This is a genomic window from Alcanivorax borkumensis SK2 (genome assembly GCF_000009365.1).
GTDB classification, from domain to species: Bacteria; Pseudomonadota; Gammaproteobacteria; order Pseudomonadales; family Alcanivoracaceae; genus Alcanivorax; species Alcanivorax borkumensis.
On the sequence record NC_008260.1, the window covers coordinates 1,420,590 to 1,446,585 of the forward strand.

26 protein-coding genes are annotated in these 25,996 nt (G+C 55.8%); 18 read left to right on the forward strand and 8 right to left on the reverse strand.

Annotated elements, in window-relative coordinates; translation table 11 throughout:
- Nucleotides 1–13 precede the first annotated feature (13 nt).
- The 3 genes from rraA to ABO_RS06450 all read left to right on the forward strand — a co-directional run bounded on the left by rraA (nt 14) and on the right by ABO_RS06450 (nt 1,629).
- Nucleotides 14–496, forward strand: coding sequence for a ribonuclease E activity regulator RraA (gene rraA / locus ABO_RS06440; RefSeq protein WP_011588528.1), 483 nt, complete (start codon nt 14–16; stop codon nt 494–496).
- Nucleotides 497–589: 93 nt separating this feature from the next.
- Complete coding sequence (locus ABO_RS06445) at nt 590–1,000, forward strand: CBS domain-containing protein (protein WP_011588529.1); 411 nt, start codon at nt 590–592, stop codon at nt 998–1,000.
- A 50-nt stretch (nt 1,001–1,050) separates the two neighbouring features.
- Nucleotides 1,051–1,629, forward strand: coding sequence for a DUF805 domain-containing protein (locus ABO_RS06450; protein ID WP_011588530.1), 579 nt, complete (start codon nt 1,051–1,053; stop codon nt 1,627–1,629).
- Nucleotides 1,630–1,758: 129 nt separating this feature from the next.
- On the opposite strand, the gene ABO_RS06455 is transcribed toward ABO_RS06450, so the two are convergent.
- Nucleotides 1,759–2,739: a malate dehydrogenase gene (locus tag ABO_RS06455; protein WP_035458261.1), complete on the reverse strand. Its 981-nt coding sequence runs from the start codon at nt 2,737–2,739 to the stop codon at nt 1,759–1,761.
- A 143-nt stretch (nt 2,740–2,882) separates the two neighbouring features.
- On the opposite strand from ABO_RS06455, the gene ABO_RS06460 reads away from it, so the two are divergent.
- Nucleotides 2,883–3,971, forward strand: coding sequence for an NAD(P)/FAD-dependent oxidoreductase (locus ABO_RS06460; RefSeq protein ID WP_011588532.1), 1,089 nt, complete (start codon nt 2,883–2,885; stop codon nt 3,969–3,971).
- On the opposite strand, the gene ABO_RS06465 is transcribed toward ABO_RS06460, so the two are convergent.
- Complete coding sequence (locus ABO_RS06465) at nt 3,953–4,990, reverse strand: AraC family transcriptional regulator (RefSeq protein WP_231483320.1); 1,038 nt, start codon at nt 4,988–4,990, stop codon at nt 3,953–3,955. The two genes, ABO_RS06460 and ABO_RS06465, sit on opposite strands and share 19 nt — an antisense overlap.
- Before the next feature lie 558 nt (nt 4,991–5,548).
- Between ABO_RS06465 and ABO_RS06470 the strand changes: the two genes are divergently transcribed.
- The 6 genes from ABO_RS06470 to modC all read left to right on the forward strand — a co-directional run bounded on the left by ABO_RS06470 (nt 5,549) and on the right by modC (nt 11,076).
- Nucleotides 5,549–7,066 (forward strand): carboxylesterase/lipase family protein, encoded by a 1,518-nt coding sequence (locus tag ABO_RS06470; RefSeq protein WP_011588534.1) that lies wholly within the window; start codon nt 5,549–5,551, stop codon nt 7,064–7,066.
- A gap of 141 nt (nt 7,067–7,207) precedes the next feature.
- Nucleotides 7,208–7,567 carry a BolA family protein gene (locus ABO_RS06475; protein WP_011588535.1) on the forward strand — a complete coding sequence of 120 codons (360 nt, stop codon included), beginning with the start codon at nt 7,208–7,210 and terminating at the stop codon, nt 7,565–7,567.
- On the forward strand, nt 7,564–8,517 hold the full coding sequence (locus ABO_RS06480; RefSeq protein ID WP_011588536.1) for a rhodanese-related sulfurtransferase: 954 nt from the start codon (nt 7,564–7,566) through the stop codon (nt 8,515–8,517). Before ABO_RS06475 ends, ABO_RS06480 begins: the two co-directional genes overlap by 4 nt.
- A gap of 81 nt (nt 8,518–8,598) precedes the next feature.
- A complete protein-coding gene (gene modA, locus ABO_RS06485; protein ID WP_011588537.1) occupies nt 8,599–9,327 on the forward strand; it encodes a molybdate ABC transporter substrate-binding protein in 729 nt (242 codons plus the stop codon).
- Entirely contained in the window at nt 9,317–10,003 is a 687-nt protein-coding gene (gene modB, locus ABO_RS06490; RefSeq protein WP_041704936.1) for a molybdate ABC transporter permease subunit, read from the forward strand. Before modA ends, modB begins: the two co-directional genes overlap by 11 nt.
- Nucleotides 10,000–11,076 (forward strand): molybdenum ABC transporter ATP-binding protein, encoded by a 1,077-nt coding sequence (modC, locus tag ABO_RS06495; RefSeq protein ID WP_011588539.1) that lies wholly within the window; start codon nt 10,000–10,002, stop codon nt 11,074–11,076. The genes modB and modC overlap by 4 nt, the downstream gene beginning before the upstream one ends.
- Here the strand turns inward: modC and ABO_RS06500 are convergent.
- Both ABO_RS06500 and ABO_RS06505 read right to left on the reverse strand, forming a co-directional pair.
- Nucleotides 11,054–12,202, reverse strand: coding sequence for a prolipoprotein diacylglyceryl transferase family protein (locus ABO_RS06500; RefSeq protein ID WP_011588540.1), 1,149 nt, complete (start codon nt 12,200–12,202; stop codon nt 11,054–11,056). The genes modC and ABO_RS06500 overlap by 23 nt on opposite strands.
- Before the next feature lie 174 nt (nt 12,203–12,376).
- On the reverse strand, nt 12,377–12,634 hold the full coding sequence (locus tag ABO_RS06505; RefSeq protein WP_011588541.1) for a hypothetical protein: 258 nt from the start codon (nt 12,632–12,634) through the stop codon (nt 12,377–12,379).
- A gap of 223 nt (nt 12,635–12,857) precedes the next feature.
- On the opposite strand from ABO_RS06505, the gene ABO_RS06510 reads away from it, so the two are divergent.
- Both ABO_RS06510 and ABO_RS06515 read left to right on the forward strand, forming a co-directional pair.
- On the forward strand, nt 12,858–14,426 hold the full coding sequence (locus ABO_RS06510) for a GMC oxidoreductase (RefSeq protein ID WP_011588542.1): 1,569 nt from the start codon (nt 12,858–12,860) through the stop codon (nt 14,424–14,426).
- A gap of 27 nt (nt 14,427–14,453) precedes the next feature.
- The gene (locus ABO_RS06515; RefSeq protein ID WP_011588543.1) at nt 14,454–15,038 is read left to right on the forward strand and encodes a hypothetical protein; all 585 of its coding nucleotides are present in this window, start codon (nt 14,454–14,456) and stop codon (nt 15,036–15,038) included.
- A gap of 208 nt (nt 15,039–15,246) precedes the next feature.
- On the opposite strand, the gene ABO_RS06520 is transcribed toward ABO_RS06515, so the two are convergent.
- Both ABO_RS06520 and ABO_RS06525 read right to left on the reverse strand, forming a co-directional pair.
- Nucleotides 15,247–15,804, reverse strand: coding sequence for a YecA family protein (locus ABO_RS06520; protein ID WP_231483318.1), 558 nt, complete (start codon nt 15,802–15,804; stop codon nt 15,247–15,249).
- Nucleotides 15,805–15,927: 123 nt separating this feature from the next.
- On the reverse strand, nt 15,928–17,016 hold the full coding sequence (locus ABO_RS06525) for a GGDEF domain-containing protein (protein WP_232501285.1): 1,089 nt from the start codon (nt 17,014–17,016) through the stop codon (nt 15,928–15,930).
- A 152-nt stretch (nt 17,017–17,168) separates the two neighbouring features.
- On the opposite strand from ABO_RS06525, the gene ABO_RS06530 reads away from it, so the two are divergent.
- From ABO_RS06530 to ABO_RS06550, 5 genes are all read left to right on the forward strand, one after another.
- The gene (locus tag ABO_RS06530; RefSeq protein ID WP_011588546.1) at nt 17,169–18,263 is read left to right on the forward strand and encodes an acyl-CoA dehydrogenase family protein; all 1,095 of its coding nucleotides are present in this window, start codon (nt 17,169–17,171) and stop codon (nt 18,261–18,263) included.
- Between the two features lie 9 nt (nt 18,264–18,272).
- Nucleotides 18,273–19,469: an acyl-CoA dehydrogenase family protein gene (locus ABO_RS06535; RefSeq protein ID WP_011588547.1), complete on the forward strand. Its 1,197-nt coding sequence runs from the start codon at nt 18,273–18,275 to the stop codon at nt 19,467–19,469.
- Between the two features lie 112 nt (nt 19,470–19,581).
- Nucleotides 19,582–20,379 carry an SDR family oxidoreductase gene (locus ABO_RS06540; RefSeq protein WP_011588548.1) on the forward strand — a complete coding sequence of 266 codons (798 nt, stop codon included), beginning with the start codon at nt 19,582–19,584 and terminating at the stop codon, nt 20,377–20,379.
- Nucleotides 20,379–21,233, forward strand: coding sequence for a tRNA 2-thiocytidine(32) synthetase TtcA (gene ttcA, locus ABO_RS06545; protein WP_011588549.1), 855 nt, complete (start codon nt 20,379–20,381; stop codon nt 21,231–21,233). The genes ABO_RS06540 and ttcA overlap by 1 nt, the downstream gene beginning before the upstream one ends.
- 230 nt (nt 21,234–21,463) lie before the next feature.
- Nucleotides 21,464–23,623, forward strand: coding sequence for a malate synthase G (locus ABO_RS06550; RefSeq protein ID WP_011588550.1), 2,160 nt, complete (start codon nt 21,464–21,466; stop codon nt 23,621–23,623).
- 160 nt (nt 23,624–23,783) lie between these two features.
- On the opposite strand, the gene ABO_RS06555 is transcribed toward ABO_RS06550, so the two are convergent.
- Nucleotides 23,784–24,548 (reverse strand): hypothetical protein, encoded by a 765-nt coding sequence (locus tag ABO_RS06555; RefSeq protein ID WP_011588551.1) that lies wholly within the window; start codon nt 24,546–24,548, stop codon nt 23,784–23,786.
- Nucleotides 24,549–24,713: 165 nt separating this feature from the next.
- Here ABO_RS06555 and ABO_RS06560 point away from each other — a divergent pair, with 165 nt between their 5' ends.
- Nucleotides 24,714–25,391, forward strand: a complete 678-nt coding sequence (locus ABO_RS06560) for a tRNA (guanine(46)-N(7))-methyltransferase TrmB (RefSeq protein WP_035458242.1) — start codon at nt 24,714–24,716, stop codon at nt 25,389–25,391.
- 106 nt (nt 25,392–25,497) lie between these two features.
- Here the strand turns inward: ABO_RS06560 and ABO_RS06565 are convergent, their stop codons facing one another.
- Nucleotides 25,498–25,995 carry a hypothetical protein gene (locus tag ABO_RS06565; protein WP_011588553.1) on the reverse strand — a complete coding sequence of 166 codons (498 nt, stop codon included), beginning with the start codon at nt 25,993–25,995 and terminating at the stop codon, nt 25,498–25,500.
- Nucleotide 25,996: the final 1 nt, after the last annotated feature.

Below are 25,996 nucleotides of genomic sequence, written 5' to 3' on the forward strand. Positions count from 1 at the left end.
CGAAGGAGTTAGTATGACCTTTGTGACTTGCGATCTTTGTGATGACAACGCCGATAGCGTTTGCGTGGTAACCGGACTTAACTGGCTCAGCTATGGCGGCCGCGACGCATTTGGTGGCGAAATCGTCACGGTTAAGTGCTTTGAAGACAACAGCCGAGTAAAGGAACACTTGGGCACCGACGGTAAGGGCAAGGTGCTTGTGGTTGATGGTGGTGGCAGCCTGCGCAATGCGTTGATCGGCGATATGATTGCGGAAAATGCGGTGAAAAATGGTTGGGAAGGCGTAATTATTTACGGCGCCTGCCGGGACGTGGACGCGCTAGCCAAGTTGGACATCGGTGTCATCACCCTAGGTTGCGTGCCGATTAAATCGGTTCGTCGTGATGAAGGGCAGCTGAACATTGAGATCACTTTCGGTGGCGTTGTTTTTCGCCCGGGTGAATTCGTTTATGCGGATAATAATGGGATCATCACTGCGCCCAAGGCCTTGGTATAAGGCTTGTCATTGACGATTCTTGGCAGGAACTCTGCTATAAAACAATAGGGATGAGCCGGCACGACGCCGGCTGCGATCGCACAAGGAATAATTATGCTTAAGTCCATGCGGGTAGCGGAATACATGAGCCGCCGTCTTATCACCTTTTCCCCCGATATGTCCGTCAGTGAAGCCATTCGTACCTTGCTGGAAAATCAAATTTCCGGTGGCCCGGTGGTGAATGAGGCGGGCAGCGTGGTAGGGGTCTTTTCCGAATCTGATTGCCTCAAGGGGGCGCTGGAAGCAAGCTACCACGATACGGAAATTGGTTCGGTAAAAGAATATATGAGCGTGGATCTGCAGACCGTAGAAGGCTCGGATTCTATTCTTGATGTGGCAGAAATTTTCCTTGCGGATCACCGTCGTCGGCTGCCGGTGATGGATAACGGAAAGCTGGTTGGCCAAATCAGCCGCCGGGACTTGCTTCGTGCCATGGAAGACTTTGGGCATCGCCACACACTGTAGTGCTTGATTCAACTTCTTTGAACGCTGTTTGAACTCCGGGGGGAGTCACCATGAACCAACCTTACCAAGCGCCTAAGGCGGATGTTTCTATGGCCGGAAGTCAGGAGACGTATCAGCCCAAGTTTCTATCGCTGTCTGGTCGTATCGGGCGTATGCGGTATTTTGTCTATGCGGCGGGCCTTACGCTGCTTTTCTATTTGGTCATGGGCATTGCTGCAGCACTCGTGATCCCTGGCATTATGAGTGCTGGCCAAAGTGCTATTGGTGTGGGTGCCGTGATAATAGGGTTGATTGTCATGGTGGGGTTTATTGCTTTGATGGTGATGAGCTGGGGCTATATGGTGCGTCGCCTCAATGACATCAACGCCAGCGGTTGGTTGAGCCTGTTAATGCTAGTGCCGATTGCCAACCTAGTGTTGGGCCTGGTGATGTTGTTCAAACGCGGTAGCGAGGGTCGCAATCAGTACGGCGCGGCCCCAGTGAGCAACTCAGGCGGTGTGAAAGCAGCCTTCGTCATTGTGCTGTTGCTGATGGTGGGCTATTTCGGAGTATTGTTCCCGATCACCATGGCAAATTATGCGAATTATTCGCAACAGGCCATGCAGCAGATCGATTATTCCGAATACTGATGACTTGCGTTTGAAATTGAAAAAGGGCCATTGCGGATTCTAAGTCGTATGGACCCTGCTGCCGCTGCGCAGTACAGCGGAAACAAAAAAGGGGCTCTGAAGAGCCCCTTTTTATTGCCTGACTAAACCTTACGGCAGCAGGTGAGAAACAGCATCACGTTCTTCGGCCAGTTCCTGCTCGGTGGCTTGCATTTTGCCACGGGAGAAGTCATTGACCTCTAGGCCCTGAACGATAGTCCAGTCGCCATTCTTGCAGGTGCAAGGGAAGGAGTAGATCAGGCCTTCCTGAATGCCGTAGGAACCATCACTGTAGATGCCCATGGAAACCCAGTCACCTTCGTCGGTGCCCAGTGCCCAGGAACGCATGTGGTCCACGGCAGCGTTAGCAGCAGACGCGGCAGAAGACGCGCCACGGGCCTTAATGATCGCTGCACCACGCTGCTGTACAGTCGGGATGTAGTCGTTTTCATACCAGTCTTGCTCGACCTGATCAATGGCTACTTTGCCATCCACTTCACAGTGATGCAGATCAGGATACTGAGTGGAAGAGTGGTTGCCCCAGATGAGCATCTTCTTCACGTCATTGACGGTTTTGCCCAATTTGTTGGCCAGTTGCGCCATGGCACGGTTGTGGTCTAGGCGGGTCATGGCAGTAAACTGACGGGGATCGATGTCAGGCGCGTTGCGTTGGGCGATCAGGGCATTGGTGTTGGCCGGGTTGCCGACAACAAGAACCTTGATGCCTTTGCTGGCATTGTCGTTGATGGCTTTGCCTTGGGCGGAGAAGATGGCTGCGTTAGCTTCCAGCAGATCTTTACGCTCCATGCCCGGACCACGCGGACGAGCACCAACCAACAGCGCGTAGTCGGCGTCTTTGAAGGCCACGTTGGCATCGTCGGTACCGGTGATACCGGCAACCAGCGGGAATGCGCAATCTTCCAGCTCCATGATGACCCCGTTCAGGGCTTCCAGAGCAGGGGTGATTTCGAGCAATTGCAGAATAACGGGCTGGTCTTTGCCAAGCATGTCGCCGGAAGCGATGCGGAACAGCAGGGAATAGCTGATTTGGCCAGCGGCGCCGGTGACGGCTACGCGTACGGGTGCTTTCATGAACAATCTCCTAGCTTTAATTCGGGAGAACTTATGTGGCTGAAACCGAGAGGACCGCTGAGCAAGGTCAATGGGTCAGGGTCCATGACGGCGCGCATTATAAAGGACCCGACGGCTAATCGCACGGAATCAGAGGTATATATATGAGCAACTGGGATGTGCTGGTTATCGGCGCCGGCCAGGCGGGCTGCGCGGCAGCATGGGATTTGGCCGCAGCGGGCCTGCGTGTGGTGGTTATTTCCCGTGCCCAACCCCGTGCTAAGCCCTGTGCGGGCGGGGTTACCGAAAAGACGCTGGCTCGTTACCGGTTCAGTATTGCATCGGTGGTTCGCGAAACGGTGTCCACCCTAGCGGTGAGCCATACCTCTTCGCCCATTCGCCACCTAAGTGCCCAAGCACGGTTCTGTGTGATGACTGAACGGTCAGAATTGGATGCTCTTTGTCGCGCGAATGCTGAGCAACAGGGCGCCGTGTTCTGCGACACCGCAGGACTACGATCACTTCATCAGGAGGCTAACGGGGTTTCTGTGCAGACCCGGGAAGGTCAGCGCTTCACCGCCCCCTGGCTGGTCGCTGCGGATGGTGCCAACAGCGCTGTGGCGCGGATGCTGGGAGAGCGGCATCTGCGCGGTGCCATGGCCATCGAGGGGTGCGTACCCCGCAAGAACATACGTGATTACCCTCCCATGACGCTGGATTTTGGTGCAATTCGCGGCGGCTATGGCTGGCTGTTTCCCAAGGGGGACCATGTGAACGTGGGGCTCTATGTATGGCGCCATGGGGTGGCAGCGCCGGAGCGTTCCGCTCTGCAGCGTTACAGCCTTGCCCGTTTGGGCGCACAGGCCGAGCAGGTAGCGGGCTATCCTCTGGGGACGTGGCTGCCTAACACCCGGTTGGTTAATGGACGGGTGTTGTTTGTGGGCGATGCGGCAGGGTGCACGGAAGCGTTGCTGGGAGAGGGGATTTACGGCGCGGTACTTAGTGGGCAAATGGCTGCCCAGGCGTTACTGAGCAGTGAGCCGGAAATAGCCTACCCCGCCTCACTAGCAGGCTGGCGTGAAGAACTACACCAAGTCACTCGGCTTGGGCAGCTGTTCTATGGCCTATTACCCATTTCTACACGGCTGCTGCAGAGCCGGTTGGGGGCGACACTGGTTGATGGTTTTGCCCAGGGGCTGACCCTGGGGCAGTGCAAGCGCCAGTGGCGGGGGGCTCAGTTGTCGAAAGGCTGATGGCCTTGATGGCTCCGGTATTGCACCGGTGTGATACTGAACCAGCGTTTGAAGGCGCGATTGAAGGCACTTTGCTCGGAGTAGCCCAGATCTAGCGCGATTTGGTTAACGGAACGTTCACTGTGCAGCAGCCAGTCGCAGGCTAGGCGGCGGCGCTCGTCTTCCAGTAGGCTGGAAAAATCGGTGTTCTCGGCACGCAATTGCCGGCGCAGAGTCCAGGGCTTTATACCGAGCTGATCGGCAATGGGTTCCAGCTGCGGAACGCCCTGTTGCAGGCGATTCTGGATTTCTAAGCGCACCTGTTCCAGTAAATTGTCTCGGGCGTGGTACTGGGTGACGGCGCGTTGCATACGTGAGCGGGCCACCTTGTGAACTTCCGGATCGGCATCGCGCAGGGGCAAATCTAACATGTGGGCGGGTAATACGATGGCGTTTTCTGGCTGACCGAAGCTCACGTTGCAGCGGAAGATACGCTGATATTCAGTCTCATCGCCTTGCGGTGAATGTTTGAAAAGAATCTGCGTTGGGTTCAGTTCCTGGCCAATTAGCCAGCGACCGTAAATGATTGCGGCCGCAAAATTGGCGTCCACTCGTGCTGGATAGGTTGGCAGCGCTTCCAGGTCACTTTCCCACATTAAGCATAGCGTTTTGTCGCCATGATATTCTCGCCACTCGAAGCGCAATTGGGCGTATTCAGTGGTGACTTCCATAAAGGGAATCATCAGCTCTATAGCATCCCCCAGTGTGGCACTGGACATGCTGGCATAACCCAGTTCCCCCATGAAACGCGGGCGAATCCCTTCCCCCATGTGTAGACCGAAAAGGGGGTCGGCGCTGTCGGCAATGGCCTGCGACAGTAACTGATTCTCGATGGCCATGGATATTCGTGACTGGGGGTCTTCTAGATCCTCGTTGCTAATACCAGATGCTACTAGCGCATAGCTCAGGTCCACGCCGGCACGCAGCGCTGCATCCAGCAAATATTCCACCCAGAAAGGGGCGACAGTTTTATGCTTCAAAGAGGAAGCTAGGCTAGCGCACGGCATAGGCTCGCAATTGTTGTTATGGCGTCAGAGGGTCACTAGATAACGAAACGGGGCGCGGCAAGTCAACACTTGCCGAAGGGTTAGGCCTAGATTGATGGCTTATTGAGCGAGTTAGTGAACTTATGGTCTGAACGGCGCAGTGCAGGGAAGGGCGGATGCTCACTGGCGGGCAAATAGCGGGTTGTCTTTGTTCTCCACACGGATGTAGACACCAGAACAGTATTATTGATTTTCCCTAGGGCGCTTCGGTTTTGGTAGTCACTTGCTCGTAACGTTTATTGACGCGTTTGCGATGGCGGTGGTCTTACATAATAGAGGCTTCACTTGGTAGAAATTTCAATGGGTTTTCAACGCTGTGCGCAATGGTCTCAATGAAGGGGGGGGCAAGGTTAGGCGACTAATAAGTCGTGGTGGCTCATGTTTTCTAATAATTGAACAGCAAGCTCGGCCTACGCTTTAGTAAGTATTTTGTTAGGGTAATGGCCTTATTTTTCGGTCGGCTAACCGGCGTGTGAACCAGGAGTGAGGACGATGACAGCAATAATTCGTCAGGGGCGTTATCAAGGACTTAGCAGCAAGGGCGTAACGGAGTATCGAGGTATTCCGTTTGCCAAGGCGCCACTGGGTGAGTGGCGCTTTAAAGCCCCTCAACCGCTACCGGACAGCGAAGACTGTGTTAACGCTGACCGTTACCCCCTGGCGTCATTGCAGCCACGCAATCCTATAATGGGAATTCAGGAATCCGGTGAAGATTGCCTTTATCTGAATATCTGGGCCCCTGAAGGTGAGGGCCCGTTTCCGGTGATGGTGTGGTTCCATGGCGGAGGCTATATGGCAGGCTCCACGTCCCAGGCTCTATATAATGGCGCAGAGTTAGCACGCAGCCAAAAAGTGGTAGTGGTTAATGCGGCATACCGTTTGGGCGCCATGGGCTTTGCGGATTTTTCGGCGGTGGCGCCAGAGTTGGATGCCGATACCAATCTGGGCCTGCGCGATCAGTTGGCGGCGCTACAATGGGTACAAGAGAATATTGCCGCTTTTGCTGGCGACGATAAGCAGGTGACGATCTTTGGTGAGTCTGCTGGTGGTTTCAGCGTCTGCTCATTACTGGCCTGCCCGCAGGCTGATGAGTTATTCCAAGCGGCCATTGTGCAGTCAGGGGGAGCGGATTTTGTGCTAGCCCCGGATCAGGTACGCAAGGTCACTAATGCGTTTGTGGCAGCCTTGCCGGGCGACGGCAGCGCCGCCGAAAAGCTGCTCAGTGCGGATAACAAGGGCTGGATTAAGGCCCAAAATGCGGCGGTGAAAGTGTTGGTGGATCGAGGCTTGCGTACCACCACACCTCAATTTGCCATGAACTTCTTGCCCATGGTGGATGGTGACGTGCTGCCGCAATTGCCGGTTGATGCCATCGCTGCAGGCGCTGCTGCCAACAAGCGTGTAATGGCTGGCGTATGTCGTGATGAATTCAACTTCTTCCAGTACGCTGGCGTGCTGGCTGGCACAACCACCATGGACGCCCTGAGGGAAATCAGCGATGAGGAAATTGTGAGCCGATTTGAGCGTGCGCTGCCCGGTAATGGCCGCCGTGCTTTTGATTATTACCAGACAGCGGTGGAGCCGGATGCACGGCGCAGCCGCCTGGACTGGTTAGCGGCTATGGAATCCGATCGTCTGTTTCGGGTGCCCACAGTGCGCCTACTTGATGCCCAGAGCCAGCATGCTCAGTGCTGGGGGTTTCAGTTTACCTGGCCCAGCGAGCCCTTCGGTGTGCCACTGGGGGCCTGCCATGTGGTGGACGTGCCCTTTGTCTTCGGTGTGACAGATACCCCAGCGGGAATGTACTTCACCGGAGGTACGAGTGAAGCGCGGGCGCTGTCTCATCAGGTGCAGGCAGCGTGGGGCACTTTTGCGCGGGGCGATGCGCCAGGCTGGAATGCTTGGCAATCGGACCGTCAGGTGTGCCAGCTGGGCCCGGGTGAGACCATGGCTTCCTTGTTGGATGAAAGTGGCGAACAGCTCTGGCGAGACATCATCCCGGTGGTTTGAACCGGATTTCCACTACCACACAAAACCCGTAGAATACGCCCCCCGTAGGGGGCGTTACGCCTTACGCACAGCTGATATAATCTCCCTATCCGCAGTACTTTCTGCAGTGCTTTTCTGAAACGGTTCCGGCCGAGGTGGACTATGAGTGTAGCGACATTGATCGAGCGCAAGGTTTTCGAGGCGGTGCCTGTGGCACATTTCGCCCTGGAAAATGAAAGCCACAAGCACAGCGTGCCGCCAAACTCGGAAACCCACTTCAAGCTGGTGCTGGTGAGCGAGGTGTTTGCCGGCATGATGCCGGTGCGTCGCCATCAGATGCTCTACAAAATTCTTGCTGAAGAGTTGGAGGGGCCTGTGCATGCGCTGGCATTGCACACCCATACGCCGGCGGAATGGCAGGCCAAGGGGGGCGAGATTTTGGCGTCACCGGACTGCCTGGGTGGCAGTAAACATGACCCGCAATTCAGCAAGGGAGAATCAACGTTGGGAGAGAAGTCGTGAGTACCCAGCATCGGGTGGAAACCCCACATAGTATTGTGGTGGCGGCGTTGTACAAATTTGTTCGGCTGTCTGGGTTCGAGCAATTGCAACAGCCGCTGCTGGATCTGATGCACGCTAACGATGTGCGCGGCACTTTGCTTCTGGCCAATGAGGGCATTAACGGCACAGTTTCCGGCCCCCGTGCCGGGGTGGATGCGGTGTTGAACTGGCTCAAGAGCGACGAACGCCTGGCGACGCTGGAGCATAAGGAGTCTTTCCACGACGAGCATCCATTTTTGCGTACCAAGGTGAAGCTAAAGAAAGAGATCGTCACCATGGGGGTGGAAGGTATTGACCCTACCCGCACCGTGGGCACCTACCTGTCACCGCAGGAATGGAATGAAATTATTGCTGATCCGGACACGGTGTTGATCGACACCCGCAATGATTATGAAGTGGAAGTCGGTACCTTCAAAGGCGCCATTAACCCCGAGACGCGCACCTTCCGGGAGTTCCCAGAATACGTTAAGCAAACCTTGGATCCGCAAAAGCACAAAAAAGTGGCCATGTTTTGTACCGGCGGCATACGTTGTGAGAAGTCCACGGCTTATCTGAAAGAGCAAGGCTTTGATGAGGTGTACCACCTGAAAGGTGGCATTCTCAAATATCTGGAAGAGATGCCTAAGGAAGACTCTCTATGGGAAGGAGAGTGTTTTGTCTTTGATGAGCGAGTGACGGTGGATCATGACCTGAATCCTGGCGAATTTGATCAATGTCACGCCTGTCGTCGACCTATTAGCGATGAGGACAAGCGCTCAGCGCAGTTCCAGCTGGGGGTTTCCTGCCCGAAATGTTTTGATGAATCCTCACCGGAGCAAAAACAGCGCTTTGCGGAGCGGCAGAAGCAGATTGAGCTAGCCCGCGCTCGTGGCCGCCAGCACCGCGGCCAGAACCCCCGCAAATCCTCCTGACAGGGCCATCGTGCTGACTTAGACTGGACGATTCCCGGTGTATCGTTCCAGCGTAGCCTCAATATAGTCGCGGTGTAGCCCATGCGGATTTTGGTTGTTGTTTTGATGAGCGTGCTCAGCGTGCCGGTGGCAGCTGGCACCGTTCAGGTGGCGGTGGCGACTAATTTCGCACACACACTGAAACGTCTGATTCCCTTATACGCGCTGCGCCATCCGGATGACCGGATTGGCGTGACGGTGGCGTCCACCGGCAAACTGGCGGCACAAATTCGCCAAGGCGCGCCCTACGATATCCTCCTCGCCGCGGACCAGCGTCGCCCTGAAGAACTGGCTGCGGACGGTTTTCTGGATTCTGCCTCCATTCGCACTTATGCCCTGGGTACTTTGGTGTTGTGGACACCCACTCGGGGCGTTTCGCTTGCCCCAGAGAACTTGCGCCAGGGCCATGTTCAGCCACTGGCCCTGGCCAATGCCCGCACGGCACCTTACGGGGTGGCGGCGGAATCGGCACTGCTGCATGTGAAACTGCCCCAGGGAGTGAAACGAGTTACCGCTGAAAACGTAGGCCAGAGCTATCATTTTGCCCACAGTGGTGCTGCCGCCGCAGCCTTTGTGGCATGGAGCCAAGTACAGCAGCAGGGCGGTAGCCAGTGGCGAGTGCCGGCGCATTGGTACGCGCCGATTGTTCAGCAGGGGGGGCTGCTAGGCAAGAATGATACTGCGCAGCGGTTTTATGATTTCCTTTTCAGCCCTCAAGCCCGAGCCCTAATTGAACAGACAGGTTATCAGGTGCCCGATGATGCTTTCTGAGGGTGATTGGCTGGCGTTGAGTGTCAGTGTTCAGTTGGCGTTGCTGACCACGGTTATCCTGATCGTGATTTGCACACCGCTGGCCTGGTGGCTAGCGCGTCGCCGTTTGCCCGGCCAAGCATTGCTGGAGGCCGTGTTGGCGCTACCTTTGGTATTGCCCCCCTCGGTGTTGGGATTTTATTTGTTGATCGGATTGGGGCCGAATGGGCCTGGGGGCTGGTTGGCTAATGTGGTTGAACAACGCTCGCTGGCCTTCACTTTTACCGGGCTGGTGGTGGGGTCGGTGGTGTATTCCTTGCCCTTTGTTCTGCAGCCGCTAAAGAATGCGTTTTCCGCTATCGACTCCAAACAGTTGGATATGGCTGCAGTGACGGGTGCCGGGCCACGGGATCGATTCCTCTCTCTGGTATTGCCCCAGTGCCGGGAAGGGTATGTCTCTGCGGCGATTCTGGGCTTCGCCCATACCTTAGGCGAGTTTGGTGTGGTGCTGATGATTGGTGGCAGCCTGTCCGGACAAACCCGGGTAGCCTCGGTGGCGCTGTATGAGCATGTGGACGCGGGGGATTATGTTAGTGCTCATCGGCTTGCCGCGGTTCTGCTTGGCCTGTCGTTGTTGCTGCTGTGGGGGCTGTTCCGCTGGCAGCGTGGCCGTTCCGGCCCAGGAGCCATGCCATGAGTCTGGCGTTGTCGATAAGCGGGCGGCGTGGTGCTTTCCAGCTGCAAGTGGATGCCACCCTGCAACCCGAGGGGGTTACCGTGCTGTTCGGCGCTTCCGGTGCAGGCAAGAGTTCGTTGCTGCGCATGGTGGCAGGGCTAGACCCATGCGAAGGCACGATCCGTTTTGCCGATCAGCTGTGGCGGTCTTCGGGGCTGTCGTCTGAGCGTAAAAACGATGTGGATTTGGCGGTTTGGCAGCGGCCCATCGGCATGATGTTTCAGCAACCCACGCTGTTTCACCACCTTACCGTGCAGGGCAATCTGAACTATGTGGCGCGGCGGCGGCGCAGCCCTATTGGGCAGGTGGAACAGGTGATCAAACAGACCGGTATTGCGCCGTTGCTGTCGCGTCGCGTGGACGGTTTGTCTGGCGGAGAGAGCCAGCGAGTGGCACTTGCCCGGGCTTTGTTGGGCACACCCCGGTTGTTGCTTCTGGACGAGCCGCTCTCGGCTCTCGGGGAGGAGCACAAGCAGGGATTACTGGATCTGATTGCCTTGGCGGCGCAAACGGTGCCGGTGCTGTATGTCACACATAATATGGATGAGCTGCTACGTCTGGCAGACCAGGTCTGGCTGATGGAGCAGGGCCGGGTGGTTGCTCAGGGGCCGGTCGGCCAGGAGCTGTCACGGCTGGATGGTGTGTTGGCTCAACGCGCGGATGCAACCGCTTTACTGGCTGGCGAGGTGGGGAGCTATGTCCGAGAAGATCACTTGCAGGGCATAAGAGTGGGTAGCCACACCCTGTGGCTACCTGGTCTCCAGCGGCTGACTCCTGGCGAGCCGGTGCGGCTGCGGATTGCTGCCCGAGATGTAAGCCTGTGCCTTAGCGCGCCCAACGACAGCAGCATCCTCAATATATTGCCTGCTCAGGTGGTTGGCCTGCGCGATGTGGGTCCTGGGCAATGCCTGGTCCAACTTCGCCTGGCTGGCCAGTGTATTTTGGCGCGTATTTCCGGTCGCTCTGCACGTCAGCTTTCGCTGTTTCCTGGCACCGATCTTTATGCACAGATCAAAGCCGTGGCACTGGTGTAGTGGCGCCTGGGGAGCTGTTGCGCTGCGCGGGCTTAGCACAATGTTTATGCTTTTGCTCGCAACCCGCCTGGCTCCGCCAGTCGGCCGCTAGGCCGAAGCGAAGCTCCCCGGTGGTAATGGTGCTGGTGCCGGAGAAGAAGAACATGATTACCGTGATCAATTGCAGAGCCAAGATCACCCCCGGCGACCACAAGCTGGCCAGCCCTATGGCGAGTAGAGGCTGCAAATCGCCATGGCTAGGCAGTGCAATGCTAATGGCCACCCCGTACAGGGCGGCCAGTAAAGCCATCAGCTGGTACACCGAGAACAGGGTACTGCCACCGCGATAATCCGCCCGCAACGTTTCTGAATAGACTCGCCACAGTTGGCTACCCACCAGACTCAAAGCAAAAGCCAGCGCAAATAGCTGGTGAAAAAACAGGGCACAGCAAAATAAAGCCAATGCGGTATAAATCACGCAGGTCACCGCTTGTATGGGGATCACTTTGATGGCTTCCATTTCGCCTGCAAACGCAATTTTCTTGGTTTTGCCGATGAAGACATGATTCAGCGTAGCAAACATGCGCTGAGCCCAGAGTGGTGCATCGTGTAATGCTTTTCCGTAGCAACAGCCGAAACTGATGCAGGCCAGCCGCCCGATACCTTCCCCCATTACATAGGCAATGGACATCGCGGCAAGCATGGGCAGGGTGGGTAGTGGCGTATCCCACCAATGTTGGCTGGCCTTGTCGGCAAGCCAGAGAAAAATGGGCGCAATAATGATGCCGACAAAACTGGCGCCACCAACGGTAAAACCGTGACGGTTTTTCTCTACTAGGGTGGCGATAATTTTCGCCGCCGGGAGGCAGATGATGAGAACGCCTAGGGTGAGAGCAAGGCTGGTTACCAACGACACACCGGCAGAGGCCGTTAACAGGATGAACGTGGCGACACCGAGGCCTCCGGCCAAGCCAGTAAACAAGCCGTAGAAAGTCAGGTTAAGCCCTTGCCAAGAACCATCGTGGTTTTTCTTCAGTGGTAGTGAAGCAACAAACTGCCAACGTTCCTCCGGTAAATGACGAAACAGTAGGCGAAACCCAAGCCCGAACAGCAGGGCACAGACAAGCAAAAACAGATCCGCAGCCATTAGCTAGCTCCTTCGACGGTTTTGGCCAACACTGCGGGTATAAGGGGGCGAAGGAATGACAGAGCGATGACGCTTCAGTGACAGCGATGCGGGTGTGTAAAAGAGAGGAAGAAAGGGCAATATAAAGGAGGCTAATCAGTCACGGTTACGCAGAAAACTCTCAAAGGAGGCTAATCAGTCACGGTTACGGAGAAAACTCTCAGCGGCCTGAACGATTAATTCGGTGACAGAGCGGTCTTCCATCAATGCCTGCATTTTTAAGCGTTTATGAAGATCGGCAGGAATGTCGGCAGTCAGGCGGCGGTAACCTTCACGAACGGCACCCTGACGCGGTGTTCTCTGGCGCGACGCGCTGGTCACTTTTGGGGGGGTAGCAGCTCGCTTACGCGGGCGGGCTTTCTCTTCGAGAGTAACGAAATCAATCTGTTCCATGGGGGCTGCTGTGGGCCGGCAAAGATGCCGATCAGGGTACTGGAAAGTGCTGTAAATAGACAGGATTGGTACTTAAATTTATAGTGCAAAAAATAGTACAAAAGATGATTGCAATGTTTGTATGACCACGGGGCCTCTGCAAAACACGATGCATGCTAAGCATGGCAGAGATCTTGTAATGGGGGCAGAGGGCAGGTTCAAAAAATAAAACACTGGGGACAACATGGAAAACGTGGATGTGCTGGTCATCGGCAGTGGTTTCGGGGGCGCTGTAATGGCATGTCGGTTAGCAGAGAAGGGCCGTAAGGTTGTCGTGCTGGAGCGGGGACGACGCTGGCTGCCTAGTGATTACCCCTCTGTTTCACAGAAAAACTGGTTCTGGGATGAAGCGGAACCGGAAAAACAAAATGGATGGGTCGATTTCCGCAATTTCGGCGATATGAGCATTGCCATGGGCGCAGGCGTTGGCGGTGGGTCGTTGATCTATGCCAATGTAAGCATTGAGGCTAAACCAGAAGCGTTCGACCACGGTTGGCCGCAAGCGATTAATTATTCCACCTTGAAGCCTTACTATGACATCACTGGAGTGATGCTCAATGTTCAGACCTTGCCCGCCAGCCAGTGGACGCCCCGAACCCATTTGATGAAAGAGGCGGCAGATGCGGTAGGTGCGGGGGATCGATTCACGGTGCTGCCCCAGGCAATTACATTCGATCCGGATTGGCGAGCGGAAAACGACGACTGTTTCGATTATCGCCACAGTAAGATGTGGGTAAATGCCCAGGGAAAGCAGCAGGGTACTTGCACCCATTGTGGCAATTGTGATTTGGGGTGTCCGGTTAAGGCCAAAAACACCTTGGATCTTAATTATCTGGCAGCGGCAGAAAGCGCTGGTGCGCAGATCCGTCCATTGCATCACGTGCGTACCATTCGCCCGCTGGCGTCAGGAGGTTTTGAGGTGCGCGCCATGGATCTGGACGCGCGTGGCTGGCGAGTCTTTAAGGCCAATAAAGTGATTGTGGCCGCTGGCTCCCTGGGCTCCACTGAACTGTTGCTGCGTTGTCGAGATCAATACAAAACGCTACCAAAGTTAAGCCGTAAACTGGGGCATAACTGGAGCAGTAACGGCGACTTTGCCACGGCGGCGTTCTACGATGATCGACAGATTTCACCCACCCGGGGGCCAACCATCACCAGTGCTATCGATTACTTGGATGGATCTGATAACGGTGCCCGTTATTTTGTAGAAGACGGCGGTCTTCCGGATATTCTTGGAAGCTGGCTGGAGCGATTGGGCAAACAGCCTCGCTTTAGTAGCACACGGTTAGGAGCCGCGATGCTCAAGTATGGCGATAGCAGTAACCCCTTTGGGAAAATGATGCCCTGGTTTGGTCAGGCCATGGATGAACCGGGCGGTACTTTTTCCTTGGCGCGGCGTTGGTATTGGCCCTGGAAGCGTGAGCACCTGAAACTGCGTTGGGACTACCGCAAGGCAGAAAAAGCCGTGCAAGGCCTGGCCGATCGCCATTTAGCGCTAACGGCGGCCACTGGCGGTAGCCCGATGGCTCCAGTCACCTGGAGCTGGTTCAAGAATTTGGTTACCCCGCACCCTCTGGGCGGCTGCAATATGGCGGACTCTGTGGAACAGGGGGTGGTGAATCATGCCGGGGAAGTGTTCAATTACCCTGATCTTTATGTGATAGATGGCGCCATGGTGCCGCGGGCACTGGGCTTAAACCCGTCCCGGACCATCGCAGCACTGGCGGAATATTGTGCGGCTCAGATGGACTAAATTCCCAGAGAGGAGTAACGCAGAAGCATGAGTGATGCCCGTTTCCATATCGTGTTTTCCGGGAAGTTGGTCGGCGGCGCCGATTTATCCACGGTGAAGAGTAACCTGGCACGGTTGTTCAAAATGGATAATGCTCGGGTGGAGAGGTTGTTTTCGGCTCAGCCGGTGGTGATCAAGAAAAACACCGATCAGGCTACCGCCATGAAGTTTCGGGCGCTTATGAAGCAAGCGGGCGCTGAATGCGAAATCAGGCCGGTGGCTGTGCAGTCAGCTCCCGAATTGGCAGCAGCACCGGTGCCTTCGTCGGGAATGCCGGTCACATCGGTTGAGTCCTACCGGTCAGCCGGTGAGGCCCGTATCCCAAGTGCGGGCTCAGGCGGCTTGGAGACAGTAGGAACCATTCGTACCGGAGGTACCGGTTTTTCAGGTGCCTTTTCGGTAGCAGATGTGGGGGAAAACTTGAATAACGCGGAACATGCGCCGCCTCCACCGGCACCGGATGTCAGTCATTTGAGTATGGCGCCGCCAGGGGAAAGGCTGGGGCAGCCAACTGGCGTGGCGCCTCCGGCGCAACCCGACATCCGACATCTGTCACTCAAAGACAACGAGTGACACGCAATGCCAGGATTCGCCTCGCATTGCGAGGGCGCTAACGTTGCCTGCAAGTTGATGTTGCTCGGGTTCGGGTTCATCTCATTGAGTGGGTCGAGTCGCTTGTGGCGACCTTCTTGTACTGGATCACGCACGTTACGCTTGATTGCATTGATTAGTGATAGAAGGGGGCGGAGCAGGGCAACCGTAGCGAGGGCTGCCGCAGAGGTTAGGCTGACTCGCCGCCTTCATCCGGGCCGTGAAAACACAAAAATAGCTCTTCAATGAGCTCAGGAATGCCCAGAGCCATTTGTCTAACCACCTGAGTGTTCTCCCACAGGGCGTCAAGCGCCTCATCCTCATCAAGCCCAGAAATAAGAATAAACGGTAGCAAGAGATTAGCGATGGTTTCTTCGTCGATTGCGTACCATTGGGACTCCTTCACGAAGACGCCAGTCATAAACCCAGCACACCAGCTGGCCAGATCTTGCCCATCTTCTTCCTGGTAAGGATCAAGCAGGCAAGGCAGATTAATGGTTTCACCACTGAGTAGCTGAGTCACCAGCCGCTGGCGAAGCTGATTGAGCGCAGAGGCCACGTCTTCGGGTACAGGCATTTCTAGCTCATGGGCGTAGTCGATGCTGTCGGCAAACCCGTCGTCATGGGGGCCTGCAGCCAGGGCGCAGAGCATGCCGTGAATTTCCGTCCAGGTGGGGGCGTCGTCGCCCAAGCTGGCGAAATGCTGACGAACCGTGTTTTTTAGGCTTGGATTGGTGATCTCAGACATGCTTTTCTCCCGGTGGGGAGCAAGCATACCGGCAGACGCGTCAGGGCTCCACTGTCCTGTCGCTGTTGCCCGCTATGCCTGAACTTTTTCTGGTGATTAGCTTTGGGTGTTTATTAATGGAGGTCAGTTGGCCAGCTGAATACGGTTTCTGCCCAGGTCCTTAGCCTGATACAGAGCACGGTCGGCCCGCTTAATAAATTCTTCAGCGCTTTCCCCAGGTTGATACGGTGTCAACCCGGCAGAAAATTTGCTGCGCAGATCGCCGGAAAAGGAATAGTGCTGCTGGGCGAAGCGATTACGCAGACGCTCCATTGCAGCCTGGCAAGCCTGGGTGCTTGTATGAGGAAACAAGACCACAAATTCCTCACCGCCATAACGAGCCAGCAGGTCGGATTTGCGTAGCCCCATGGCGGCGAGCTGGGCAAAGCGATGTAGCACGTCATCACCGGCGTGGTGGCCGTAGGTGTCGTTAACTTGTTTGAAATGATCCAAATCGATGATCGCAAGATGAAGCGGGTTGTTCTCCCTGTTCGCACGGGACATCTCTTCTTCTAGCCTTTCCAGAAAGTGACGACGATTGTAAAGGCCAGTTAAGTCATCACGCACGGCAATGGCACTCAGTCGATTGTGGGCTTCGTGTAACCGTCTGCGCTGTTCTCGCACTCTCGATTGCAGATTATGGATATAGCCCCCCATATAGATAAACCAGCCGAGGCCAAGCGCAAGGATGAGCCAGTGGCCAACTAGGTAAGAGAAAATCGCTTGTTGTGGCGCCTCAAACCATTCGTAGATCAACAGACTGGTAAAACAGAGTTGCGTGAAAGCCGCAATCAATAGCATTCGACGCCGATCCAGTGCGAGTACGCCGAAGGTCATGACCATAAAATAGATGCTTAGCATAGCGCCGCGCAATTCCCGGGAATAGTGCAGGATGGCGGTGGTTAACAGGATCCCCGCGGCCATCTGCACAATAGTCAGGCTGGGGTCACGGAACTGTTCGCTGATGCCGGTGCGAATCAGGAGATAGAAGAACACATTGATGATAACAATTAGCGCAAGCAAGGCCAGAGTGGGCGTGTTCGGCTCAAAGGCTGCGAGTTCCACTCCAATAAAAGTGCCTGCCCATAATAAGCAATAAGAATAGAACGCCATGAGTTGGCGTTTTAGGCGAATTGCTCGCTCCAGCGCGGCGGTGGATTTCACAGTAAACACAGGCAAAACACCTAAACGAATGGTTGTTATCTTTTAGTGCAACTTTACCGTTTTTATCGGCCCAGGTCACAGGCCTGTCATTGTCGATAGTAGACAGCCAATGACAGACTGTTGTTCAACTAACTGTATGTTTGCCGGGATGAGGCCCTCGTATGTCTACACCGCTTTTTGACCTGACATTAACTGAAGAGCAACGCATGACCCGTGAAGGGATGCGCAAGCTGGTTCGAGATTCCCTGTTTCCACAATCGCGTGAAGCAGATGACGCGGCGAAGGCGAATGCTCAACTGCTAAACAGTATCGCGGGTTTTGGTTTGTCGTTGATGCCGATGCCCGAAGCACTGGGTGGCGTGGGCATGCCTCGCTCACCGCTGTCCAACGCTTTGGCGGTAGAAGACCTTGCCCAAGGGGATATTTCCCACACGTTAGCAGCCTTGCAGCCGATGGCGGCAGTGAATGCATTGATAGATTTTGGTAATGAAGACCAGCAAGAACGCTGGTTGCCATCCATGGCTACAGAAAGCTTCACTGGGGCGGCTATCGCATTGACAGAGCCCCGTGCCACTTTTGAGCCATCCTCACCGGCCACCACGGCACAAAGCGCCGATGGACAAGTGGTACTGAACGGTGTGAAAAGCATGGTGCCGTTAGCAGCACAATGTGAGTGGTTTGTGGTGGTAGCGGCGGAAAAGGATGACGTATCTGCTTTTATCGTGCCGAAAACCGCAGCAGGCCTAACAATCGAATCGCAAGCGTATATGGGACTTCGTAGTGCTGAGCTGGCCACGTTGACTTTAGAATCAGTGGTGGTTCCGGAGGCCGATCGCTTGGAGCGCTTTGACCTGAATCGTTTGCTGGGTCTGGCTCGCATTGGCCAATGCGCCTTGGCGGTGGGGTGCTGTCAGGCGGTAATGGAGTACGCCATCCCTTATGTGAATGAGCGTAAGGCATTTGGTGAACCGATTGCCTGGCGCCAGTCTGTGGCCTTTATGGTGGCCAATATGGCGATCGAGATTGAAGGGATGCGGCTGATGATGTTGCGCGCCGCCAGCCGGGCCGAACAGGGGCTGGATTTCCACAAGGAAGCCTATCTTGCGCAGCTATTGTGCATGGAAAAGGCCATGGAAATTGGCACCAACGGTATTCAGCTCTTCGGTGGAGCGGGCTTTGTTCGCGACTACCCACTAGAGATGTGGTACCGGAACTTGCGCAGCATTGCCGTGCTTCACGGCAGCCTGATGGTGTAGGAGAACAGCATGATTAATTTAGAATTGCCCGAGAAGCTTAAACAAACCCAGCAGATGGCCCAGCAACTGGCCAGCGGTGTTTTTCGCCCGATTTCACGCAAATACGACGCCATTGAACACTGCGAGACTCCGGAAGAGCTGAAACCCGTGGCGCAGATGATGGCGGCTATGCCCCGTGGGGGCGGAAAAAAAGGTGGCAGTAGCGAGTCAATTAAGAATGGCATCAACATGATGGGCATTCTAGGTGTTGAGGCCATGTGCTGGGGTGATGTGGGCCTGATGTTGTCCATTCCCGGTTCCGGGTTAGGTAATGCGGCCATTATGGCCGTGGGTACACCGGAGCAGAAAGAGAAGTATGGCAAGCTTTACTGTGCCATGGCGATTACGGAACCTGGTGCTGGTTCCGATTCTGCCGCGGTCGCTACTACAGCGGTAGCAGAGGGTGATGAATGGGTGCTCAACGGTGAGAAGATTTACTGCACCGCTGGCCAGCGCTGCGATGCTATTGTGGTTTGGGCCACGCTGGACAAGTCACTTGGCAAGGCCGCGATTAAGTCGTTTATCGTTCCCCGTGATAACCCTGGCGTAGAGCTAGTGCGTGTGGAAGATAAGATGGGCTTACGGGTATCCGATACCGCCGCGTTAGCGTTTAACAATTGCCGGATACCCAAAGACCATATTCTCGGTTCTGCCGAGGTGGGTGATACGGAAGAGGCACGCAAAAAATCCTTCGGCGGGGTGATGCAGACCTTCGATAATACCCGTCCACAAGTGGCCGCCATGGCGTTGGGTGTGGCGCGTGCAGCCCTGGAGATAACTTGCGATATTCTTGAAAAAGAAGGGGTTGCGGCTGATTACTCTAAACAGCCTTACAATTCAACCGCTCGAGAGTTGGAGGTGTATCGGTTGGAGGCCGACTTGGAAGCGGCGCGGTTGATGACTCTCAAGGCTGCCTGGATGGCAGACAATGGCCAGCCCAATTCCCGTGAGGCTTCCATGTGTAAAGCCAAAGCCGGACGTATGGGCAACGACGTCACATTAAAGTGCGTGGCGCTATGCGGTGAGCTGGGCTACTCCGAGCGCACCTTGTTGGAAAAACTGGCTCGAGATTCGAAAATCATCGATATCTTCGAGGGCACCCAGCAGATCCAGCAGCTAATTGTGGCAAGGCATCTGCTTGGATTGTCATCGAAAGAACTGAAATAAGCACAATAGAGCGATCAACAAAAAGCGCGGCTAAGCCGCGCTTTTTGTTTTTAAGGCAGGGCAGTAGACTCTCCCTTTGTCTTTAACAAGGTCTTTGGGCAAGGGGAATCGTATGTCTGAGTCGCTGGCTGACAAGGTTGTCTGGATTACTGGGGCCTCTTCGGGCATTGGTGAAGCTTTGGCTCGAGAATACGCCAGGCGTGGCGCTCAGCTGGTGTTGTCCGCCCGCCGGGAAGAAGAGCTGGAACGGGTGCGGGCCGGTTTGGTCAATAGCGAAGCGCATTTGGTGTTGCCTTTGGATTTAGCTAACAGCGACGCCATGGCGGCGGCGGTGGAACAGGTTCGCCAAACCTGTGGCCGGCTTGACCAGGTGGTACACAATGGGGGCATTTCCCAGCGTTCGCTGGTGGCGGATACGGATTTGAGCGTAGATCGCCAAATTATGGAGGTGAATTTTTTCGGCACAGTAGCGTTGACCAAAGCTGTTCTTCCCTGGTTTAAGGCGCAGGGTGGAGGGCGGTTCGTGGTGATTACCTCCCTGGTGGGCGAGCTGCCGACCCCGCTTCGCAGTGCGTACAGTGCTAGCAAACATGCGCTGCATGGTTTTTTCGAATCTCTGCGCGCGGAAGAGTACGATCAGGGTATTCGTGTGACGCTGGTGATGCCGGGTTTTATTCGTACCCAGGTGTCCATTAATGCGCTCACCGGCGATGGCAGCCGCCAGGGCACCATGGATGACGCCCAGCAGACCGCCATGGCCCCGGAAGAATGCGCCAAACGGCTGGTCGAAGCCGTGCAGCGTGGCCGTGATCAGGTTATTATCGCCGGCCGCGAAGGGGCGGGCATATACTTGAAGCGCTGGGCTCCCTCGCTGTACCGCCGACTGATCCGCAAAATGAAGGTCACCTGATGTCAGACAACGCTGATACCAAAAAACGCACCCGCCTGAACAAACTGCAAAAGAAACTGCGCAGAGAAACGGGCCGTGCCATTGCTGATTTCAATATGATCAGCGAGGGCGACAAGGTAATGGTGTGTTTGTCCGGCGGTAAGGATTCTTACACTATGTTGGAGATTCTACGGAACCTTCAGCACTCTGCCCCGGTGAATTTCGAACTGGTGGCAGTAAACATGGACCAGAAACAGCCCGGTTTCCCAGAGCACATCCTCCCTGAGTATCTGGAAAAGGAAGGCGTGGCATACCACATTCTGGAGAAAGACACCTATTCCATCGTCAAAGAAAAGGTGCCAGAAGGAAAAACTACCTGCGGCCTGTGTTCACGCCTGCGCCGGGGCAGCCTCTACGGGTTTGCCGAGGAAATAGGTGCCAATAAGATTGCTCTTGGTCACCATCGCGATGACATCGTCGAAACCTTGTTTCTGAACATGTTCTATGGCGGCAAAATGAAAGCCATGCCCCCCAAACTGCGCAGCGATGACAGCCGTAATGTGGTGATTCGCCCGCTGGCGTATTGCCGCGAGAAAGACATCATCGAGTTCTCGGCCTTGAAGGAATACCCGATCATTCCCTGCAATTTATGTGGCTCCCAGAAGAACTTGCAGCGGCAAGTGATTAAGGAGATGTTGCAGCAATGGGACAAGCAGCAGCCGGGACGGATTGAAAATATCTTTGCCGCAGTGCAAAACATCGCCCCTTCACAGCTGGCGGATACCCGCCTGTTTGACTTCGAAAACCTTGAGCAAGGGCAGCAGCAGGGCGGTGATCAAGCCCATCGTCTCGATGTGGTTAATCTGTTCGGGTGATCAAAAAATAACAAAACAGACTTTGTTTACCACTAAACATGATTCACGGCGCCGTTTCCGGTAAAATGCGGTCGCCTTATTTCGGGGCGCCCGCCTTTATGCGCCTTGAACCGTTCCCCCGGGCTTTCGCGATGATCCACACGGTAGCGCGCTGACGTAGACCTGTTGCCGGATTCTCTCTGAACGTCCCGATTAATCAAGATTCTCTCGACCAGAAGGGTAGGAGCACCATGACCGATCGTATTCAGAAGGGTGGCCTTGAAATCGCCGCCGAACTCCATGATCTGGTAGTCAATGAGATTGCGCCGGGTACCGGCGTCGACCCGGAGCACTTCTGGGCCGAGCTGGAAAGCATTCTTAATGACCTAGCCCCCAAAAACAAAGCGCTACTGGCCAAACGTGACGACCTGCAGAAGCAGATCGACGCTTGGCACAAGGCCCGCGTGGGGCAGGCCATCGACATGGCTGAGTACAAGCAGTTTCTAACCGAAATTGGTTACCTGCTACCCGAGGGCGAAGACTTTAACATCACCACCGAAAACGTGGATGCGGAAATTGCCACCATTGCTGGCCCGCAGCTGGTTGTGCCGGTGAAGAATGCACGCTTTGCCTTGAATGCGGCGAATGCTCGGTGGGGTAGCTTATACGATGCCCTGTACGGCACCGATGTGATTTCCGACGAGGGGGGGGCCGAGAAAGGTGGCGCTTACAACCCGAAGCGCGGCGCCAAGGTGATTGCCTGGGCCCGTGACTTTTTGGATAATTACTTCCCGCTGGCCAGTGGCTCCCACAAAGACAGCACTGGCTACGCCATTGAAGACGGCAAGCTGGTTGTGTCTCTGGGCGAAGAGAAGACCGGCCTTAAAGACGCATCTCAGCTTCAGGGTTTCCTGGGCGATGCCGCAGCCCCCACCGGGGTGCTGGTGAAGCACAACAATCTGCATGCGGAAATTCAGTTCGACGCCAGCCACCCGATTGGTGCTGACGACGCGGCCAACATGAAAGATGTGCTGCTAGAGTCTGCCATCACCACCATCCAGGATTGCGAAGACTCTGTCGCCGCTGTGGATGCGGAAGACAAAGTTGAGGTTTACCGCAACTGGGCTGGCCTGATGAAAGGCGATTTGGAAGAGAGCTTCCAGAAAGGCGGCAAGACGATGACCCGTTCCATGAATGCGGATCGTGAGTACACCGCGCTGGACGGTTCCTCCCTGACCCTGCACGGTCGTTCGTTGCTGCTGGTGCGTAACGTGGGTCACCTGATGACCAACCCGGCCATTCTGCACAACGGTGAAGAAACGCCTGAAGGGATTATGGATGGCATGGTCACTGTACTGGCCGCCATGCACGACCTGAAGAAAATCAACAAGCTGAGTAACAGCCGCACCGGTTCGGTCTACATTGTGAAGCCGAAAATGCACGGCCCGGAAGAAGTGGCCTTTGCGGTTGAGCTATTTGAGCGCATAGAAAAAGCATTAGGTTTGGCCGCTAACACATTGAAAATTGGCATTATGGACGAAGAGCGCCGCACTACTGTGAACCTGAAGGAGTGTATCCGTCAGGCCAAGGATCGCGTTATCTTCATCAACACAGGCTTCCTCGATCGCACCGGTGACGAAATGCACACCTCCATGGAAGCGGGCCCCATGGCACCTAAAGGTGAGATGAAAACCCTGCCGTGGATTAGCGCCTACGAAGACTGGAACGTGGACATTGGCCTGGAATGCGGCCTGAAAGGTCACGCCCAGATCGGTAAAGGCATGTGGGCCATGCCCGATGAAATGGCACAGATGATGGCCAACAAGGCGGGTCACCCGAAAGCGGGCGCCAACTGTGCCTGGGTGCCGTCACCCACTGCCGCCACCCTGCACGTAACCCACTACCATGAGATCAACGTGGCCGAGGTTCAGGAAAAGCTGGCCGGCCGTGCCCGCGCTTCTCTGGACGACATCCTCACCATTCCACTACTGACCCGTGAGCTGAGCGCTGAAGAAATCCAGCAGGAGCTGGATAACAACGCGCAAGGCATGCTCGGCTACGTGGTTCGCTGGATCGATAGCGGTGTGGGCTGCTCCAAGGTACCCGACATCAATGATGTGGGCCTCATGGAAGACCGTGCAACCCTGCGGATTTCCAGCCAGCATGTCGCTAACTGGCTGCACCACGGTATCTGCAGTAAAGAACAGGTACTGGAAACCATGAAGCGGATGGCGGAAGTGGTAGATCGTCAGAATGCCAATGATCCCGACTATGTGCCCATGGCCAAGGACTTCGACGGCTCCGTTGCCTTCCAGGCAGCCTGTGAGTTGGTATTTGAAGGCTGCGCTCAACCAAGCGGCTACACCGAACCGGTTCTGCACCGTCGTCGCCGTGAACTGAAAGCGAAGTAACGCTTTCAGCACACAAAAAAGCCCCGCGAGTCGGGGCTTTTTTGTGTGTAAGCCTCAAGCCAGATGATGATTGCCGTGCCGGCGGCTGGTGCTGAAAATTAAAAATCAGCAAGCGGCCAACTAAAATCCGTCCCCTTATCCATGTCCTTGCAGCGTGCGACTACTCTTTCTCCACCATCACCTCTAACGGCAAGGTCAGGCTTTGCTGCCGACCCTGATAGCTTCCAATGCTCTGGTCGGTTCCGCTTTGAGTCATATTAATGCTCCCCATGGGCTGCCAACGCCCGAGGGTAACCCGCAGGGTCGTGGCGCTGTGTTGGGTGCGCGCGGTGTTGTGACGAGTGGGCTGGTCAAAGCGCTGGCTGATTTGCAGGACCACGCTGCTGTCCGTGCCCAACTGGGGTAGTACCTGAATGCCCTGATCGAGCTGCACAAGCTGGGGTCCGTAATAACTGCCGCTGAGCGCCACAAGCGAGCCTTGGCTGATGTAGGCGGGGTAACCATTGAGAGTGCGGATTTGGTAGTGATCTTCACGTTGTTGTTGCTGGTTCTGCTGGTCGATGCGCACCTCGCCCTTGATAATCGGCGCTTGGCCCGATTCGATGCGGCCCCGTACGTCAGTATCAATGCGGGCTTGTTGGCGGGCAGCGCTATGCTGGCGACGCAGATGCACGATCAGCGTTGACGGGGCAGTCTCCAGCCTGCCCAGTACGCTTTGCAGTTCCTGCATGTTGGCCTCACTGGTACGCACAATCAGTTTGCCCCGGTAGGCCCGTACGCTGCCGCCGACCGGTAGTAGTGGTTCAATCACCGGCACCAGGGCCGGTGCGTCAGGGCGCTCCAGCACATGGATGGTCATGCCTTCAGCGGTGCACGGGACGGGAAAGGTGAGCATGATGACGAGCAGGCTGAGGCACAGGCGCATGGCGTCCTTCGGGGTTTCAAGGTTGGTCGTGCTGCTTTTACAGTAACAGTAGCGCCGCTAGGCACCGCTTGTCACTTACTGCGCAAATTCCACCAAGGGCTGGCACTGACGGCTCTTATCCCTACAATGTGCCTCCCCCAAGTCGCTTTGATGGTTAGAAACGCCATGTTTGCCAATAGCCGTGCGGTTAGCTCGAATCAGACGGGCATTCACGAGGATCTGGAGAAAGTGGTGCGCCGGCATCTGGCCTCGGTTTGGCGAGCGCCCATTGCAGACCATGACCACGCGTCGTTCGAGCAGGTTGTCACATGGCGCAATGAAAACGGTTTGGAGCGTCCGCTGATGGTGGACTCGGGTTGTGGAACCGGGCGCTCGTCAGTGCTATTGGCGCAGGCGAACCCCGAGGCGCTAGTGATCGCGGTAGACCAGTCCGCTAACCGTTTGGAGCGCGGTGGTCGTCGCTGGCTGCAGCCCCCGAAAAATCTGTTGTTAGTCCGTGCCGATTGCACCGGGCTGTGGCGACTAATGCAACAGCAGGGCTGGTTGCTTGACCGACATCAGATTCTCTATCCGAACCCGTGGCCGAAAAGTGCACACCTGAAGCGGCGCTGGCACGGCCACCCGGTGTGGCCAACCGTGCTGGCTCTAGGGGGAGAGTTGGAGCTGCGTAGTAACTGGCCGCTTTATCTTCAGGAAGTGCAGGCGGCACTGGCCATAAGCGGCATTGAGGCGGTATTGAGTCCGCTGACGACAGAGGCGCCGGCGGCCACGGATTTCGAAGAAAAGTATCAAGCCAGCGGGCAAACCGTATGGCAGCTGATCGCAAGCCTTGCAAGGCAATGAAATATGGCCGGGTTATGCCGCTGGGTGGCTCATTCGACCTAAAGTGGTTTTGCCAATAGGCCCTTGCGCTATTAGCCGTAGCCGTAGCCGTAATTCGACCTCAGATTCAAAGTCGCAGTTTGCGCAACTCGGTTGATGCCCTACCGCGCGCCCAATGCTCAAGGAACTGTTGCGCCAAGCGCGGCGCTTGCGGTAGCCGATGGCCACACAGGTCCAGTCGAGCGGGGCGAGGCCAGCCACTGGCTTCGAACAGGCTGCTGTTATCGCCGATGGCAAAGCATTGCTGGGCATCATTATCGTCAGGCTGGGTTTGCCGCAGGGTGATGCGCGAAGGTAAGCGGCGGGACAGGTGAACCAAGCGGTGGCCGTTAGGTACGGCATTTTCTATGCTGTCGAAAAGAATACGGATATCCGCCCGGGCATTGCTCAAGGCCAGAACCTTGACGGCATCGCACACAGCTGCATTGCCAGTGAGTCCATCCAGTGTCGGCACTCGAAGCCAGAGACGATGACGGCTGGCGCTGATCAGTGAGGCCAGCGCCAAGCTGGCGTTACTGCGGGCAGGGTGGTGCAGGGTGTCGTCGTCACCGATGACCAAGTGCATG

Excerpts from the sequence above, each read along its gene's own strand:
- rraA (WP_011588528.1), top strand. The coding sequence starts at position 14 with ATGACCTTTGTGACTTGCGATCTTTGTGATGACAACGCCGATAGCGTT.
- ABO_RS06445 (WP_011588529.1), top strand. The coding sequence starts at position 590 with ATGCTTAAGTCCATGCGGGTAGCGGAATACATGAGCCGCCGTCTTATC.
- ABO_RS06450 (WP_011588530.1), top strand. The coding sequence starts at position 1,051 with ATGAACCAACCTTACCAAGCGCCTAAGGCGGATGTTTCTATGGCCGGA.
- ABO_RS06455 (WP_035458261.1), bottom strand. The coding sequence starts at position 2,739 with ATGAAAGCACCCGTACGCGTAGCCGTCACCGGCGCCGCTGGCCAAATC.
- ABO_RS06460 (WP_011588532.1), top strand. The coding sequence starts at position 2,883 with ATGAGCAACTGGGATGTGCTGGTTATCGGCGCCGGCCAGGCGGGCTGC.
- ABO_RS06470 (WP_011588534.1), top strand. The coding sequence starts at position 5,549 with ATGACAGCAATAATTCGTCAGGGGCGTTATCAAGGACTTAGCAGCAAG.
- ABO_RS06475 (WP_011588535.1), top strand. The coding sequence starts at position 7,208 with ATGAGTGTAGCGACATTGATCGAGCGCAAGGTTTTCGAGGCGGTGCCT.
- modA (WP_011588537.1), top strand. The coding sequence starts at position 8,599 with ATGCGGATTTTGGTTGTTGTTTTGATGAGCGTGCTCAGCGTGCCGGTG.
- modB (WP_041704936.1), top strand. The coding sequence starts at position 9,317 with ATGCTTTCTGAGGGTGATTGGCTGGCGTTGAGTGTCAGTGTTCAGTTG.
- modC (WP_011588539.1), top strand. The coding sequence starts at position 10,000 with ATGAGTCTGGCGTTGTCGATAAGCGGGCGGCGTGGTGCTTTCCAGCTG.
- ABO_RS06500 (WP_011588540.1), bottom strand. The coding sequence starts at position 12,202 with ATGGCTGCGGATCTGTTTTTGCTTGTCTGTGCCCTGCTGTTCGGGCTT.
- ABO_RS06505 (WP_011588541.1), bottom strand. The coding sequence starts at position 12,634 with ATGGAACAGATTGATTTCGTTACTCTCGAAGAGAAAGCCCGCCCGCGT.
- ABO_RS06510 (WP_011588542.1), top strand. The coding sequence starts at position 12,858 with ATGGAAAACGTGGATGTGCTGGTCATCGGCAGTGGTTTCGGGGGCGCT.
- ABO_RS06515 (WP_011588543.1), top strand. The coding sequence starts at position 14,454 with ATGAGTGATGCCCGTTTCCATATCGTGTTTTCCGGGAAGTTGGTCGGC.
- ABO_RS06520 (WP_231483318.1), bottom strand. The coding sequence starts at position 15,804 with ATGTCTGAGATCACCAATCCAAGCCTAAAAAACACGGTTCGTCAGCAT.
- ABO_RS06530 (WP_011588546.1), top strand. The coding sequence starts at position 17,169 with ATGTCTACACCGCTTTTTGACCTGACATTAACTGAAGAGCAACGCATG.
- ABO_RS06535 (WP_011588547.1), top strand. The coding sequence starts at position 18,273 with ATGATTAATTTAGAATTGCCCGAGAAGCTTAAACAAACCCAGCAGATG.
- ABO_RS06540 (WP_011588548.1), top strand. The coding sequence starts at position 19,582 with ATGTCTGAGTCGCTGGCTGACAAGGTTGTCTGGATTACTGGGGCCTCT.
- ttcA (WP_011588549.1), top strand. The coding sequence starts at position 20,379 with ATGTCAGACAACGCTGATACCAAAAAACGCACCCGCCTGAACAAACTG.
- ABO_RS06550 (WP_011588550.1), top strand. The coding sequence starts at position 21,464 with ATGACCGATCGTATTCAGAAGGGTGGCCTTGAAATCGCCGCCGAACTC.
- ABO_RS06555 (WP_011588551.1), bottom strand. The coding sequence starts at position 24,548 with ATGCGCCTGTGCCTCAGCCTGCTCGTCATCATGCTCACCTTTCCCGTC.
- ABO_RS06560 (WP_035458242.1), top strand. The coding sequence starts at position 24,714 with ATGTTTGCCAATAGCCGTGCGGTTAGCTCGAATCAGACGGGCATTCAC.
- ABO_RS06565 (WP_011588553.1), bottom strand. The coding sequence starts at position 25,995 with ATGCACTTGGTCATCGGTGACGACGACACCCTGCACCACCCTGCCCGC.